The sequence below is a fragment of the Wolbachia endosymbiont (group A) of Colletes cunicularius genome (assembly GCF_964264715.1).
In the GTDB taxonomy this organism is placed as follows: Bacteria; Pseudomonadota; Alphaproteobacteria; order Rickettsiales; family Anaplasmataceae; genus Wolbachia.
In genome coordinates this window covers 1356910-1372528 of sequence record NZ_OZ183471.1, presented here as the reverse complement: position 1 = coordinate 1372528, position 15619 = coordinate 1356910, and the positions used below count along the sequence as shown (strand labels likewise).

Annotated in this window: 9 protein-coding genes, 1 rRNA gene and 3 pseudogenes; 4 read left to right on the top strand and 9 right to left on the bottom strand. The window is 36.4% G+C overall.

Features of this window, described 5'->3' with window-relative positions; all coding sequences use genetic code 11:
* Nucleotides 1-142: 142 nt before the first annotated feature.
* Entirely contained in the window at nucleotides 143-331 is a 189-nt protein-coding gene (locus ACFELZ_RS08095) for a BRCT domain-containing protein (protein WP_375316111.1), read from the bottom strand.
* A 57-nt stretch (nucleotides 332-388) separates the two neighbouring features.
* A pseudogene (locus ACFELZ_RS08090) lies at nucleotides 389-934 on the bottom strand (IS982 family transposase); the annotation flags it as partial.
* A gap of 282 nt (nucleotides 935-1216) precedes the next feature.
* Between ACFELZ_RS08090 and ACFELZ_RS08085 the strand changes: the two are divergent.
* Nucleotides 1217-2455: pseudogene (locus tag ACFELZ_RS08085) on the top strand (IS256 family transposase).
* Between the two features lie 136 nt (nucleotides 2456-2591).
* Here ACFELZ_RS08085 and ACFELZ_RS08080 read toward each other — a convergent pair.
* On the bottom strand, nucleotides 2592-6380 hold the full coding sequence (locus tag ACFELZ_RS08080; RefSeq protein ID WP_375316110.1) for an ankyrin repeat domain-containing protein: 3789 nt from the start codon (nucleotides 6378-6380) through the stop codon (nucleotides 2592-2594).
* A gap of 319 nt (nucleotides 6381-6699) precedes the next feature.
* Entirely contained in the window at nucleotides 6700-6942 is a 243-nt protein-coding gene (locus ACFELZ_RS08075) for a hypothetical protein (protein WP_375316109.1), read from the bottom strand.
* A gap of 48 nt (nucleotides 6943-6990) precedes the next feature.
* Here ACFELZ_RS08075 and ACFELZ_RS08070 point away from each other — a divergent pair, with 48 nt between their 5' ends.
* Nucleotides 6991-7851, top strand: a complete 861-nt coding sequence (locus ACFELZ_RS08070; RefSeq protein ID WP_375315786.1) for an IS982 family transposase — start codon at nucleotides 6991-6993, stop codon at nucleotides 7849-7851.
* Between the two features lie 35 nt (nucleotides 7852-7886).
* Here the strand turns inward: ACFELZ_RS08070 and ACFELZ_RS08065 are convergent, their stop codons facing one another.
* The 3 genes from ACFELZ_RS08065 to ACFELZ_RS08055 are packed head-to-tail and all read right to left on the bottom strand — an operon-like array spanning nucleotide 7887 to nucleotide 8653.
* Nucleotides 7887-8270 carry a transposase gene (locus ACFELZ_RS08065; protein WP_375316621.1) on the bottom strand — a complete coding sequence of 128 codons (384 nt, stop codon included), beginning with the start codon at nucleotides 8268-8270 and terminating at the stop codon, nucleotides 7887-7889.
* Nucleotides 8271-8287: 17 nt separating this feature from the next.
* Nucleotides 8288-8452 (bottom strand): hypothetical protein, encoded by a 165-nt coding sequence (locus ACFELZ_RS08060; protein WP_375315781.1) that lies wholly within the window; start codon nucleotides 8450-8452, stop codon nucleotides 8288-8290.
* 3 nt (nucleotides 8453-8455) lie between these two features.
* Nucleotides 8456-8653, bottom strand: a complete 198-nt coding sequence (locus tag ACFELZ_RS08055) for a transposase (RefSeq protein ID WP_375315780.1) — start codon at nucleotides 8651-8653, stop codon at nucleotides 8456-8458.
* A 59-nt stretch (nucleotides 8654-8712) separates the two neighbouring features.
* On the opposite strand from ACFELZ_RS08055, the pseudogene ACFELZ_RS08050 reads away from it, so the two are divergent.
* Nucleotides 8713-8871: pseudogene (locus tag ACFELZ_RS08050) on the top strand (IS4 family transposase); the annotation flags it as partial.
* Nucleotides 8872-9558: 687 nt separating this feature from the next.
* Here the strand turns inward: ACFELZ_RS08050 and ACFELZ_RS08045 are convergent.
* On the bottom strand, nucleotides 9559-11343 hold the full coding sequence (locus tag ACFELZ_RS08045; protein WP_375316108.1) for a ribonucleoside-diphosphate reductase subunit alpha: 1785 nt from the start codon (nucleotides 11341-11343) through the stop codon (nucleotides 9559-9561).
* Between the two features lie 58 nt (nucleotides 11344-11401).
* Entirely contained in the window at nucleotides 11402-12478 is a 1077-nt protein-coding gene (locus tag ACFELZ_RS08040) for a methyltransferase domain-containing protein (RefSeq protein WP_375316704.1), read from the bottom strand.
* A 335-nt stretch (nucleotides 12479-12813) separates the two neighbouring features.
* On the opposite strand from ACFELZ_RS08040, the gene ACFELZ_RS08035 reads away from it, so the two are divergent.
* Nucleotides 12814-15579: ribosomal RNA gene (locus tag ACFELZ_RS08035) — 23S ribosomal RNA — on the top strand.
* The last annotated feature ends 40 nt before the right edge of the window (nucleotides 15580-15619 follow it).

Here is a 15619-nt window from a genome sequence, read left to right as displayed (position 1 = left end):
GGCTTAGAATCGCATTCTCTGCTTTAGACGTCCTTTTGTATATCTTTTATCAACCCTTCTGTAAAGTACCTTAAAAGACCAGCAAATGGATGTCATGAATTTAGTAACTGTAATGGCCATCGAAGATACCCTTTAATAGCGTTTATTTTTCTCTCATGATTAGTTTATTAAACTCCTCCTCAGTTAAAATTTTAACACCCAATTCCACAGCTTTTTTGTGCTTTGACCCAGGTTTTTCGCCGACAACCAAGAAGTACGTTTTAGGCGATACACTTGAACTCACCTGTGCACCTAAGGATTCTGCTTTTGTTTGTGCTGTCTTCCTATCCATTGTTAATAGGGTTCCAGTGAAAACTACCGTTTTACCGCTAAAAACGCGAATTCTGGATTAAGGAAGGAAGAAAGTATAGGAAATAGAAGGTTTTGTGGATTTGATGGAATAGGAAATGAGAGTAGAAAAGATATGAACCAAAAAATTAACAGGGGATCTATGGCGAGTGTGTTCAATTTCTAGTCTATTTTTTAGGTAACCAAAAACAGTCTCAATGATAGACCTTTTTCTCAGTAAAATCTTCTCATTTAACGAAATCAATGTATTTTTCATACCTTTTTTCACCTTGGTAACAAGTTTCAAACCTCGGTCAAACAGCTTCTGAAAAAGCTCTTTTGCAATATAACCTTTGTCACCAAACAAAAGACCGATTAATTTTTCCGTCAGATTTGGCACAGGTATCCTATCATCAACATTGCCTTTTGTTAGCGTAAGTGCATGAATTTCAACATTTTCATTGATTACCATATGTAATTTGAAACCAAAAAACCAGCCGTAAGTGCTCTTGCTTAATTTTGCAATTCCAGCAAAAACTTTGTTTTTGGATATTCTTTTTGCATGACAAACTGCAATGGGAGTTGTGTCTATATATGAAATTCCAGTGTTTTCTGACCATACGCGTCAAGTTAAGGGAAAGTAGCATAAGGAAAAAGAAAAGTGGTAAAGATTATTTTAGATATTAAGTAATAAAGCTAGTAATTTGTAGACTCTTCTAAAAGAATTATCTTATTTTAGATCAAAATTTCCCAAAAAATAAATGTAACAAACAAGATACCCACTTTAAATGGTGCTATATTGGGCCTTAACTTGACGCGTATGGTTCAAAAAAGTGTGTCAAACCGAAAAAAAAGTAATAAATTGATATAAAAAAATGGAGGTTTGACAATGAGTCAGAAAGTAGTAAACAGAACTAACGGATTGGTAGATTATAAAGAGTTGGAAACAAATATCCTGTCGTCTATACGAGAAGGAAGACCGTTGACAGGAAGGGAGGGAGCATTAACACCATTTATAAAAAAGCTGCTGGAGGCAAGTTTGGAAGGTGAAATAGAAAACCACTTATTAGCTGAAAGTGAAGAGAATAATCGAAGAAATGGGAGAAATGGAAAGACTTTACGGACAAGTGCCGGTTCATTTGAACTTTTGACGCCAAGGGATAGAGAAGGAAGTTTTGAGCCGCAAATAGTCAAAAAAAGGCAAACAAGCTTACATCCAGAGCTTGAAACGAAGATTTTGAGCACATTTGCCAGTGGTATGAGCTATAGAGATATAGCGTCACACGTTGAGGAAATTTATGATCACAAAATATCGGCGGCAGAGATATAAAGTATTACCGACAAATTACTGCCTATAATCAATGAATGGCGTAGTCGTCCACTGCAATCAGTATACCCGATAGTATTTATGGATGGGATGTTCTTTAAGGTCAAAGAGAATGGACATTGCGTAAGTAAATGTATGTACAATATATTGGGCATAGACCAAAATGGCAGAAAAGAAGTCCTGGGCTTTTATTTGGCTGAAAGTGAAGGAGCTAACTTTTGGTTGGGAGTGCTAAATGACCTCAAAGAAAGAGGAGTAGAAGATATTCTGATTGCATGTGTAGATGGGCTAAAAAGCTTTCCTGCAGCTATAAATAGTGCGTTTCCTAAAGCAGAAGTACAGCTATGTATAGTGCATCAGATAAGAAATTCACTAAAATATGTATCCAGCAAAGATGTGAAAGTTTTCATGAATGATTTGAAAAAAATATATCGTGCTACAAGTAAAGAAATTGCTGAAAATTACTTACTTGAGCTGGAAGAAAAATGGGGAGAAAAGTATCCTTTAGTTATAAAATCGTGGCAGAACAATTGGGAAAATTTATCTGGTTATTTCAAGTATTCTAGCCCAGTTAGAAGGCTAATTTACACCACAAATCCAATTGAGGGGCTGCACAGACAGATCAGAAAATTCACTAAAACCAAGGGCTCATTTACCAGCACAAATGCCTTGTATAAACAGGTATATTGTGCTATAAAGAAGGTAGAGCAAAAATGGACTATGGCTCTGCCTAATTGGGCTTTAACTATGTCTCAACTTGATATTTTCTTTCCAGATAGATTGAAAATTGAGTTGAACTAAAAATGCGGTTTGACACACTTTTTTGAACATTCCCTTTAACCTTAAATTACTAACCAAACATTACCTTTATTTACACTTCTGCCATTTCCTATTAACTTGAGTCTATGGCTTACAGCACACACTTTTAAACCTACTATCATCTTACAAATAACCCTTTTTGATAAGATTCTACCCTCGGTTCGGTTATATTACATCTCGATGGGTTTGGATAGCATGAAAAATCTCCTTGTTCTTGCATTTGTTTTTGCAACTGTGTTGTAAATTTAGCCTTAGAATAGTGGTTCTCTTCAAGATATATCATCTCTTGCACTTTACCACCCCACAGCTCTTGGCTTGTTTTATAATCAGCGTTTATCATATCTGGATTTGGTTTAATTTTGCAAGGAGAACCCTGAGTGTAATAAAGTTCAATCTCAGTACTAGCTAAAGACGCTAAAATAGGAACTTCCTCAACATAAATAAAGTAACTTTGTTCACTTACCTTATTCAAGTACTCTTTGTATAAATTACTGGTACAGAAATCTGATTCTCTCATTGGAAATACATTGTGAAACACTAATGATAATCTTTCTCTTAGTGCCTTAGGCATTTTTGGATCGTTTAGTGACTCAAACTGACTTAGAAATTTATGCCACTCTTGGCGCATTTCTTGAGCCCTATCAGCTTTATATACACCAGAACTACTATCACCAAATACAGCATGGAAAAAACAATTACCATCTCCTTTAGTAGTGCATTTTTCTACCTTATTACTAACAGAAGACGCAAGCTTATCTTGCCTATATAAATCGTTACTAAGCGGTAACTCTTGTTCTATATTTTGAAAAACTGCCTTCTTTAAACCGAAAATCTCATTCCAATTGTATCTACCTTCTAATCCTAATCTTTTACCCTCTTTTTCTGCCACTTTAGCCAAGTCTATTTTAGAAACATTCTCTTTTTCTTCAGATAACTTAGATAAAGCTTTAAAGATTTCTATCAGATGAGTTTTTATGTCAAAGTTCTTCTCCTTTTTAACAATATTAGATTCAATATTACGTAAATCTTGTAATAATTGTTGTCTTCTATTCATAGTTTGAGCAGCTGAGCTCATTGTTTCAGAATACTGATAAAGTTTGCTAGATCTAACAAAATGACCTTTTTCTATAGCTTCACTAACTGATAACCCTCCTAATAAGCAATTCTTACCTATTTCTTCGTTACAACTTTTTAATTTTTCCCACTTTCCTTGATTTTGTACTTCTACCCTAATTAGGTCTTTATTTTGCTTATCAGGATATAACCTAACTTCTAATTCTTCCAAACTAGTATAGAAAGTTAATATTATATCACTATTATCTGTAAGATCAGTGTAATTCCTTATTCCTCCTTTCGTTATAACTTCTACTTCGCTTTGACCGATCTTTATTATATTACTGCCAAATGCTACTTCTCCCTGAGTTAGTACTAAGTTTCTTGCTCCATCTGTGATTTTTGCAACTTCAACTATACTATCCTCTGAGTATTCTAAAAAGAAAGTAGGACCATCTATCTCAAGACTTCTTAGTTTACCTATTTTGGTTGCACTTCCAGCCCTTTCCCAAAACTCGTTGACGCGACTGTCAAATTTCCTTAATCCTTTATTCATTTCTGGTGATAATTCTCGTTCTTGGTCTTCATGCAACTCTATATCTTTTTGTTTAACAGTAATTGGATTATCACAATAAAGCTCAGGGGCTTCTTCTACACACGAATCTATACCTTTGTAGAAATCATTATCAAAATCTATATTTCCTCCCGCCAAAGCAGCAGCACTACTTTTACCTTCTATAGCACTTAAGGCATTACGAAAAGCTCCTTTGACTATTTTTTGAACTTCATTATCACTAGATAATTTCAGTGCATTCTCTATGATGTTCTTTAACTTATTACAGACACGACTCTCGTACATTTGAAATTCTCTGTCAGTTACAGGTTCTAAAAACCTATCTTTAGAAAACAACCTTGATATATAATGCTTTTCTTGCCCTAACCTTCTAGTTTCAACAGACATTTGAATCAAACCTAATTTTTCTCCTGTTACTTGTGGTACAACACTTACATTTAGGATTTTATCATTATTACTTAGCCTACCTATTGCTAAGCTCTTTATTCTATCACGAAGCTGTTCTTCGAGAACGTGACGTTTCATATTATCTAAACATCTTAAAATTCCAGAATTTGCATCAGACGCTAACTCTGCGATAGCTTTACATATCCCCTCTCTTTCTTCTCCTGTACAATCTTTACTGCATACCTTTTTAATAGCAATGAGTAATGCATCCCAGCCTTCACTATCTTGAATATCATGTTTTGCTCCCCACGATGCTAAGATATCTACAACATCAACATTCCCACCTTCAGCTGCTATCAATATGGATGTAGCTTCCTTATAATTAGTATCATTTTTTATATTTATCGTACTATTACTACCTTGAATATTGATATAGTCCATAACAACAGGAAACTTCCTTCCTATTTTGTCAATATTTGCTTCTGTTAAATCACCACATTTAGTACTACAATTCGCCTTGTTTTTTATTAGGCAACTTATTAAACCTGGGTGCCCATATTTTGCAGCAATATGAATTGGTGCTACTCCATTCTTATTTTTCTTATTAATATCTACTCCATATTCTACAAGAAAATCTATCATTTTCTCACTACAACCCACTTTCACTGCATGATGTAAAAGAGTATTTCCTCCGGTATCTATTACACCAAGAAGTTCTTTAGCTTTTCCTGCATCAATTTCTTCAACAGTACAGCCATATTCATCAATAATCGTAACACCATTTTCGTCTTTCTTTTCTCTTTTAGGTAAAAGGGTATTTAACATCTCAAGACTTCTTTTCTTGATTGCATAATGGAATACTGTGTGTCCATTCTTATTCACTATACTAACATCAGCTCCTCCATCTATAAGTCCTTCTATTGCTTCACTTCTTCCATTGTCAACTGCAACGAACAATGGTGTATTCCCATACTTGTCAGTACAATTAATATTGAATTCAATTTTGCCGCTTCTAATCTTATAAAGAATAGCCTTAAGAACCCCATTAACAACTTCGTGTTCTTGCTCGCATTCAAAATCTGGTTGATTAAGACTATTGTGTGTGTTATATGTCAAGAGTCCTATGTTGTAGTTAGCCATGGCATGGTGTAGCATGGAAGCGCCATATTTATTATCCACGTCGTTAGCACTTGTTTCTTTCTCATTGAGGATTTGCTCTGCTAAGGCTTTGCTTCCATTTCGTACTGCGGTAAGTAATGGTGTAATGCCTTCTGAATTTTTAATACTAAAATCTACATTTATTAATTTGTCAAAAAAGGGGTCGATATTGCGATCATCATCTGCATTGTTAAGAGCTAGATACAGTGCTGTATCTCCGTCTTTATTTTTAAGATTAATGCTTTCTTTTTGCCCGTTACTTTTGATATGTTCTATGAGGAGTTCTATTGCGTTAGTATAGCCACAGTGTGCAGCAGAATGTAATGGTGTATTGCCATTTTTGTCTTGGATATCAACTCTTGCCTCTTTGCCTAATAGAGCAAATATAATATCATCATAATCGGACTGACTTTCCGCAGCGAGGTGTAAAGGAGTTTTTCCAAATTGGTCTTTCACGTTTGGGTTAGCTCTTAGTTCTAAAAGACGATGTGTAATCTCAATGAAGTTGTTTCTAACGACATAATGTAAAACAGTCTCTTGGTTTTGATTTCGTGTAGAGTCAAGAATAAATTTTAAGTCTTTTTCACTTGAATTAGCGCTTAGAAAATTGTTGAGATTTTTAATATTAGAATTGATATCGTCCTCTAACTGATTCAAAATATTAGTCAATTCTTTACTTAACTTTTCCTGATTACTACTTAACAAGGAAGTTTGATGATTTTTCTTATTAGCCATGTTTACCTCCTACTCCTAGGGAAAATATCTTGCTATTAAGGATTGAGGGAAGCATAAGTCTATTACCACACCTCACTTTAATTATATTCTTTTATATAAAAAAAGCAATATAGAAAATTTAAAGTTAAATTGCTTATGCCAAACTTCGTTATTGAGAAAGCAAACAGGATATATCATAAATTTGCTTAAACCTCTATTTATCAGGCAAAAAGTGCTCTTTTTAATTTGTCTGATTTGGTATAACAGTTAATTGTAAGACGCTTTGATTCTACAAGAAAATAAACCTCTTTATCCTCGTTGTCACTAAAAAACATCTATTTTAGTGACACAAAAAATCGAATTGTTTACTTTTCCCAAAACTGCAAAAAAAAGTACGTATACTCGTGAGAACTGGTTGTACAAAAACGTGATTGTGAAAGTACAAGCGCAAAATTATTCCAATAAAATTAAGCAAATTTTTCGTATGTAAATTTAGCAAAAGCAGGCCAATATAGCTAGTTTTATGATATAGCGAAATTGCTATAAACGTGAATTCTGGATTAAAGGAGAATAGAAGAGGCAAGAAAACAGGGTAAACTCAGCAGTGATAAAAAAATAGATGAGGTTACCCATGGAAGATATAACAAAACTGTTTTGTTTGGTCGATGATTTTTGCAGAGATATAGAGAAAAATTTTGCAGATAAACTACTGCCAAATGGTAAAAACCCCACAAGAACAACGGAAATTGAGCACTCCGAAATCATGACAATAATCCTGCTATATCAACAATCTCCGTGTAAAACTTTCTATCTACATTACCTAACGTTGCTCTACAAATCAGAGTTTCCAAAGTTACCTTCATATACCAGGTTTGTTGCTCTAAAGCCTAGGGTTTTGTGGCATTTAGCAATGTTGTTGCATTGGCTTTGTGGACAGTCAGAAAACACTGGAATTTCATATATAGACACAACTCCCATTGCAGTTTGTCATGCAAAAAGAATATCCAAAAACAAAGTTTTTGCTGGAATTGCAAAATTAAGCAAGAGCACTTACGGCTGGTTTTTTGGTTTCAAATTACATATGGTAATCAATGAAAATGTTGAAATTCATGCACTTACGCTAACAAAAGGCAATGTTGATGATAGGATACCTGTGCCAAATCTGACGGAAAAATTAATCGGTCTTTTGTTTGGTGACAAAGGTTATATTGCAAAAGAGCTTTTTCAGAAGCTGTTTGACCGAGGTTTGAAACTTGTTACCAAGGTGAAAAAAGGTATGAAAAATACATTGATTTCGCTAAATGAGAAGATTTTACTGAGAAAAAGGTCTATCATTGAGACTGTTTTTGGTTACCTAAAAAATAGACTAGAAATTGAACACACTCGCCATAGATCCCCTGTTAATTTTTTGGTTCATATCTTTTCTACTCTCATTTCCTATTCCATCAAATCCACAAAACCTTCTATTTCCTATACTTTCTTCCTTCCTTAATCCAGAATTCGCGTTCTAAGAGCCTGTCTTCAAACTCAAGAATGAGCTAATTTGTGAAGCATAATAGTGATCATATTAAAGAAGATGTTGTTTTTTGAAGTGAGAGGAGAATGCTCATAATCCTTACTCATACGTCTAAAATTGGAGAGCCAAGCAAAGGTTCTCTCAACAATCCAACGTTTGGGAATAACCTGAAATCCTGTATCAACTATTTTCTTGGTAATCGTCAATAAACATCCAGTTTCCAATAAGCAGAGGTTTTGCAATTTACCTGTGTATCCTTGATCAGCAAAAAACTTATGTAATGTTGGAGCTTTGCATTTGGCTTGAACAAAAAGATTTAGTGCACCATCAAGATCCTGAATGCTTGCACTTTGTACTTCAGCAGCAATTACAAGACCTACAGTATCTACAACGATGTGGCGCTTTCTACCCTTTACTTTCTTGCCAGCATCATATCCTCTGGATCCCCTTTTTGAGTAGTTTTTACTGATTGGCTATCTATTATTCCCACTGATGGAGTTTCATTCTTACCAATTATCTCTCTTACTTTTTTAACTAGAAAATCATGAATCTCTTGCCATATTCCACTTTTTTTCAATCGCTAATTACAACTATACACTGTTTTCCATGGTGGAAAATCTTTAGGCAGTTGTCTCCATTGACATCCTGTTCTCATCATATAGCGGATTGCGTTAATAATTGTTCTAATACTATGTTTTCTTGGTCTACCGGTCTTTTTAGGTTCAAAATATAGCTCTATTATCTTCCATTCTTTGTTACTTATATCGCTTGGGTACATTTAAAATATATCTTATAACACACTTCTTAACTCCTTTCTACTTAGTTTGAAGACAGGCTCTAAGAGAAATTGTGAGGTGGGTGGCCAAGTTAGGAGGGTTTTTAGCTCGCAAAAATGACTTAGAACCAGGCCCTATAGCTTTGTGGAAGGGATGGAAACGTCTCTTTGATTTAGCAGAAGGATGGAGACTTGCTCATTCATTCTATACTTGTGGGTAATAGTAAGTCGTAGAACTGTGCATGAACCTCTCGACTCACACAGCTCCCATTATTCAGCCATCAGTCATATATTTGATGGCCTCGTTTTATTTGTCAGTTCCTCCCATTTCTGGTTGCCCAACTAATAAAACTGAATAACTCAGCCCCTTCGCTCCATTTCCATTACAGAAATTTCTTCACTACTACGCGCCCCTGTTTTTCGCATCGGTACTCTCATCCTTGAAGTTTAGCTTCTTGGATTTCTCCCTTGTCATCGAAACGACAGGTTCCCGTAGTTCCACACAATAGCCCAAAATAGATTCACGCCACCTTTATGCCGGACGCCACCTACCCAGTAAACAAGTTTCCGATAGGTTTATCCCAAGTTAGAAATTACCCCCTGGTTTTGACGTCACCTTTGATGTTTCGACACTTCATCAGTGGTTCACTTGCGTTCGTCTCTCTATTTAACACATGACACATAATTGTGCCTTTTCCGTAACTCTCACTACCTTGACTCTTTATCAAAGCAGCTTACGGTTGTTTAAAGCCTGCTCTTGTAAACCGGCTTTGAGGGGCCCACCCTCATCTATTATGTAGCTTTTGCACTTAGTTTGCTCTTTGTCTGAGCATCCTTTATGCTTCTACGGCACACTATTTCCTTACCCATTTGCTTAACTTTCTCTCTACTTTTTTTGAATAAGGTCACTATTGGCATGACAAACATTCATCGTAGTCAATATCTGTTTTGTGTTGCAATACTTCACTTTTTTTGAATATGTCATGCGAAACCTTGTCAGCTCTCTGCATTGATTGTGATCTGCAGTAATATAAGCTCTTCAATCCTTTTTTCCAGGCAAGCATGTGTATTTTATGCAAGTAACGTTTGTGTATGTTGGCAGGCAAGAACAGATTGACTGATTGAGACTGACAAACATACGGAGTTCTATCACTTGCATGTTCTATAATCCATCTTTGGTCGAGCTCGTACGCTGTTTTAAATGTCAATTTTTCATGCTCACTAAGAAAATCTAAATGCTGAACGGAACCCTCGTTTGTTGAAATTGAAGACCATATTTTATCATTGTCTTGATTTTTTTCTGCTAATAGTTTTTGCAAGAATTTATTTCGCACTACAAATGAGCCTGTCAGTGTCTTTTGTATGAATACGTTTGCTGCATATGGCTCTATTCCAGGAGAGGTATTGCCTGCAATAATGGAGATTGAGGCAGTTGGAGCAATAGCGAGCTTGTGTGTAAACCTTTCCATTAGATCGACTTCTTTGGCATCAAGACATGCCCCCTTTTCTTCTGCCAATTTTTTAGAAACTATATCTGCTTGCTCACGTAAATACTTAAATATTTTTTTATTCCATTGTTGTGCTATTACTGATTCAAAAGGAACCATTTTGCTTTGTAAAAATGAATGAAAACCCATCACACCAAAACCAATACTGCGTTCTCTGGCTGCAGAATATTTTGCTCGCTGCATTTCATTCGGTGCTTTATTTATGAAATCTTCCAATACATTATCAAGAAAGCGCATTATATCTTCTATGAAGAGTTTATCGTCTTTCCATTCTTCGTAGTACTCAAGATTTACGGATGATAGACAACACACAGCAGTGCGTGACTTATTCAGGTGATCATAACCTGTAGTTAAAGTTATTTCACTGCATAGATTTGACATCTTGATGTCTAAGTTGAGCTTTTTGTAAGATTCTGGCTTATTGTTATTTGTTGCATCAAGGAAAATAATGTAAGGTTCTCCAGTTTCAACTCTTGCTGTTAATATTTTGATCCATATATCCCGCGCTTTTACAGTTGAAATAACCTTATTGTTGTGAGGGCTTATTAAATTCCATTCTTGATCATTCTCAACAGCCTGCATAAATTTATCTGTTACTATTACAGCATGATGTATATTTAACGCTTTGCGATTTGGGTCACCGCCTGTTGGCTTGCGCAAATCCAGAAACTCTTCTATCTCCGGATGAGATACAGGAAGATAGACTGCTGAACTTCCTCGCCTTAAGGATCCCTGACTAATTGCGAGCGTTAGAGCATTTTGCACCACAATAAATGGTACAATTCCTGATGTTTTACCACTACCTTTTACACTTTCACCAATTGAACGTAAATTTCCCCAATAACTACCTATGCCTCCTCCACGTGCAGCAAGCCAAACATTTTCATTCCATAAGTCAACTATTCCCTGCAAGCTGTCTTCGGTTTCATTAAGAAAGCAAGAGATAGGCAACCCTCTCTTGGTGCCACCATTGCTGAGTATTGGTGTTGAAGGCATGAACCACAAGTTGCTCATGTAGTCATAGAGACGCTGCGCATGTTCTTTGTTATCAGAATAGTAATTAGCAATACGTGCAAAGAGGTCTTGGTAACTTTCATTTTCTATTAAATACCTGTCTGATAGAACTGCTTTTCCAAAATCGGTTAATTTGCTATCCTTTGCGTAATTAATAGTAATGTTATTCATAAAATTCCTTTTATTCTTTTATTATATATAGATACTTAAAAGCCACTTTGAGCGATTTTTAAGTTAGGTTTTTCGGATTTTCTTGTTGATGCTGTAATGCAAACAAGATACCGTCAACCTGACTGCCATATATTTTACAGTAACTCATATAACTTATCTGCATATTTATTTTTTTTGCAACATGTTGAACATAACTTTCTGAGTGACGAAAATAGTCTCCTTTGTTTACAAAGTCAATACCTTCACCTTCCTTTCTTCTTATTAAACATATAATAACCCCTTTTTTGCTCGTAGATCTTTTTGCTAATTCCAATTCTTCTTGAAAGTCATGTAGATAATGTAGCACTTCAGCAAAGATAATTACATCATACTGCTGGTTTTTCTTTTGTTTAAGAAACTCTTTCATTTCCATATGTATTAATTCATTGTAAACAGGCTTACCTTTTATAAAGCATCCTCTTGCGATATTTAGCATTCTACTTGAAATGTCAATTCCTGTTATGTGGCTTCCAGTACTATTTATTTTCAAGAAATGACCACATATTCCAGTCCCACAACCAAGGTCAAGTATATTGAGCTCAGAAGTGGAGTTGTTGAAGATTTTTGTAATTATCATGTGTACAAGTTCATGCCCTCTATACTGTTTAGCAATCAACCAATGCTCAACAAAATATTCACCTGTGTAATCAAAATATTGTCTTATGAGGTTTTTTGGCAATTCTGTAATAGGCGCTGAGTTTGTCATTTTTTTTATATAGTAAGATGCCTCCTCGTGATCACTATCTAATTTTAGTGTCTGTGTTAAATAATTATAAGCTTTATTAGTATTCCCTACTGCAAAATGACACCTTCCGATGTTATACCAGACTATGGGTAAATGGGGGTAAAATATGCTAATTAACCAAAATCGTAACTTTGCATCTGATATGCTACCTTTATAAAAGTGATATAAACCGATTTCAATGTTGGTATTTAACAGGTTCTTAGATTTTTTAAGAAGTACTGTCATTTCTTTATGAAGAGTATTATATTTATTCACAATGAAGTGTTTTACTTTCTTAATATTTAATACACCAATGAGCTTAGACATACAATTTAAAGCAACGTTTTTTATAAAAGAGAGATGACTTTTCATACATGAGAAATACTCCGAATGTTCATTATCATTTTTAGGCAATTGATTTTAACACATTTTATCTTACAAAATATCTTTTTCATTAATTTTTACTGTATATATAAGTTTACCGCATATTTCTCAGATTGCACTGTTTAGGATTGCTAGTATATTGTTGTTGATAATATAAGTAAATGTTTTGTGCAAAAAGGCGTTGACATATTATTTGTTAGGTTATAATATATAAAAGATTAATTTAGTTTTTAGATGCTTGACAAGTTTTATGGTAGAGATTAATTTAATCTCAATTCAATTTTAATAATATTTAACTCTGCATATTCTACATATAGTCGGATAAATAAATTATTAAGAGCACTTGATGGATGCCTTGGCGTTAAGAGGCGATGAAGGACGTGGCAGGCTGCGATAAGCTGTGGGGAATTGTCAACAAATTTTGATCCGCAGATTTCCGAATGGGGAAACCCAACTAGCTTAGCTAGTTATTACATACTTAGTATGTAAGGCAAACTTGGTGAACTGAAATATCTAAGTAGCCAAAGGAAAAGAAATCAACCGAGATTCTGTTAGTAGTGACGAGCGAAAGCGGAAAAGGCTAGTGATTTAAGAATAAGAATTAGAATACTCTGGAAATAGTAACCATAGAAGGTGATAGTCCTGTATAAGTAGAAAGTTTTTAAATCCTTGAGTAGAGCGGGGCACGTGAAATCCTGTTTGAATATGGGGGGACCATCCTCCAAGCCTAAATACTCCTTAACGACCGATAGTGAACAAGTACCGTGAGGGAAAGGTGAAAAGAACCCCGGGAGGGGAGTGAAATAGAATCTGAAATCAAGTGCTTACAAACAGTTGGAGCTCTATATCAATTTATTGATATTTAGAGTGACAGCGTACCTTTTGCATAATGGGTCAGCGAGTTAATCTATGAAGCAAGCTTAAGCCGTTAGGTGTAGGCGTAGCGAAAGCAAGTCTGAATAGGGCGTTTTAGTTTTATGGATTAGACCCGAAACCAAGTGATCTAGTCATGACCAGATTGAAGGTGTGGTAAAACACACTGGAGGATCGAACCAGTTAATGTTGCAACATTATTGGATGAGTTGTGATTAGGGGTGAAAGGCCAATCAAACTTGGAAATAGCTGGTTCTCCGCGAAATCTATTTAGGTAGAGCGTTGTATGTATGTTGTTGGGGGTAGAGCACTGGATAGACTAGGGGGATTCACCGTCTTACCAAATCTAACTAAACTCCGAATACCAACAGTTAATTATACAGCAGGCACACTACGGGTGCTAAGTCCGTGGTGGAAAGGGAAACAACCCAGATCACTATCTAAGGTCCCAAAATTACAGCTAAGTGGGGAAGGAAGTAGAAAAACCATTACAGCTAGGAGGTTGGCTTGGAAGCAGCCATCCTTTAAAGAAAGCGTAACAGCTCACTTGTCTAAATAAGTTTTTCTGCGCCGAAAATGTACCGGGGCTAAAGCTGTATACCGAAGATGTGAGTGCTTATTGATTTCGATCAATAGGCGCGGTAGCGGAGCGTTCCGTAAGTCTGTGAAGGTGGTTTGTGAAAACTGCTGGAGATATCGGAAGTGAGAATGCTGACATAAGTAGCGTAAAAGAGTGTGAAAAACACTCTCACCAAAAATCTAAGGGTTCCTACGTTAAGTTAATCTGCGTAGGGTTAGTCGGTTCCTAAGGCGAGTCCGTAAAGGAGTAGTCGATGGCAATTAGGTTAATATTCCTAAACCTCTTAAGTGTGACGGGTTTCGTATTTGTATAGATCTTATTGGATTGATCTATGCTTAAAAGAAGCTCCAGGAAATAGCACTTATATTTATGAGGCCGTACCGCAAACCGACACTGGTGGATGAGTAGAGTATACTAAGGTGTTGAAAGAATGATGTTGAAGGAACTCGGCAAATTATACCTGTAACTTCGGAAGAAGGGTAACCTGCTTTTAGGCAACTATGAGTAGGTGGCACAAAATAGGGAGTAGCGACTGTTTACTAAAAACACAGGACTCTGCAAACACGTAAGTGGAAGTATAGGGTCTGACGCCTGCCCGGTGCTGGAAGGTTAATAGGAGGGGTGCAAGCTCTAAATTGAAGCCCCAGTAAACGGCGGCCGTAACACTGACGGTCCTAAGGTAGCGAAATTCCTTGTCGGGTAAGTTCCGACCCGCACGAATGGCGTAACGATTTCTCCACTGTCTCCAACATCACTTCAGCGAAATTGAATTCCCCGTGCAGATGCGGGGTACCCGCGGTTAGACGAAGAGACCCCGTGCACCTTTACTATAGCTTTACATTGCTATTAAAAGTGTGATGTGCAGGATAGGTGGGAGACTTTGAAGTTATGGCGCTAGCTATAATGGAGTCAACCTTGAGATACCACCCTTTACACTTTTGATATCTAACTATGTTTCATTATCTGGAACTAGGACATTGTATGGTGGGTAGTTTGACTGGGGCGGTCGCCTCCTAAAAAGTAACGGAGGCGTGCGAAGGTAAGCTAGAGCTGGTCGGAAATCAGCTTGATAGTATAATGGCATAAGCTTGCCTGACTGCGAGGCTGACAAGCCAAGCAGAGACGAAAGTCGGTCATAGTGATCCGGTGATTCTGTATGGAAGGGTCATCGCTCAACGGATAAAAGGTACGCCGGGGATAACAGGCTGATGGTGTTCGAGCGTTCATAGCGACGACACCGTTTGGCACCTCGATGTCGACTCATCACATCCTGGGGCTGAAGAAGGTCCCAAGGGTTCGGCTGTTCGCCGATTAAAGTGATACGTGAGTTGGGTTTAGAACGTTGTGAGACAGTTCGGTTTCTATCTGCCGTGGGTGAAGGAAATTTGAGAAGGTCTGACTCTAGTACGAGAGGACCGAGATGGATATACCTCTGGTGTACCAGCTGTTATGCCAATAGCATCGCTGGGTGGCTATGTATAGATGGGATAATTGCTGAAAGCATATAAGCAAGAAACCCTCTTCAAAAAGATTTTCCAATTAAGGCCGTGGAAGACTACCACGTTGATAGGCTAGGTGTGGAAGCATGGTAACATGTGAAGCTAACTAGTACTAATAGCCTGATTGATTTATTTGCTTTCTATATGTGTGTATGCAGTGTTAAATATTAAGTTAAA

Coding starts and splice junctions, on each gene's coding strand:
- ACFELZ_RS08095 (WP_375316111.1), bottom strand. CDS start 331: ATGGATAGGAAGACAGCACAAACAAAAGCAGAATCCTTAGGTGCACAG.
- ACFELZ_RS08080 (WP_375316110.1), bottom strand. CDS start 6,380: ATGGCTAATAAGAAAAATCATCAAACTTCCTTGTTAAGTAGTAATCAG.
- ACFELZ_RS08070 (WP_375315786.1), top strand. CDS start 6,991: ATGGAAGATATAACAAAACTGTTTTGTTTGGTCGATGATTTTTGCAGA.
- ACFELZ_RS08055 (WP_375315780.1), bottom strand. CDS start 8,653: ATGTACCCAAGCGATATAAGTAACAAAGAATGGAAGATAATAGAGCTA.
- ACFELZ_RS08045 (WP_375316108.1), bottom strand. CDS start 11,343: ATGAATAACATTACTATTAATTACGCAAAGGATAGCAAATTAACCGAT.
- ACFELZ_RS08040 (WP_375316704.1), bottom strand. CDS start 12,478: ATGAAAAGTCATCTCTCTTTTATAAAAAACGTTGCTTTAAATTGTATG.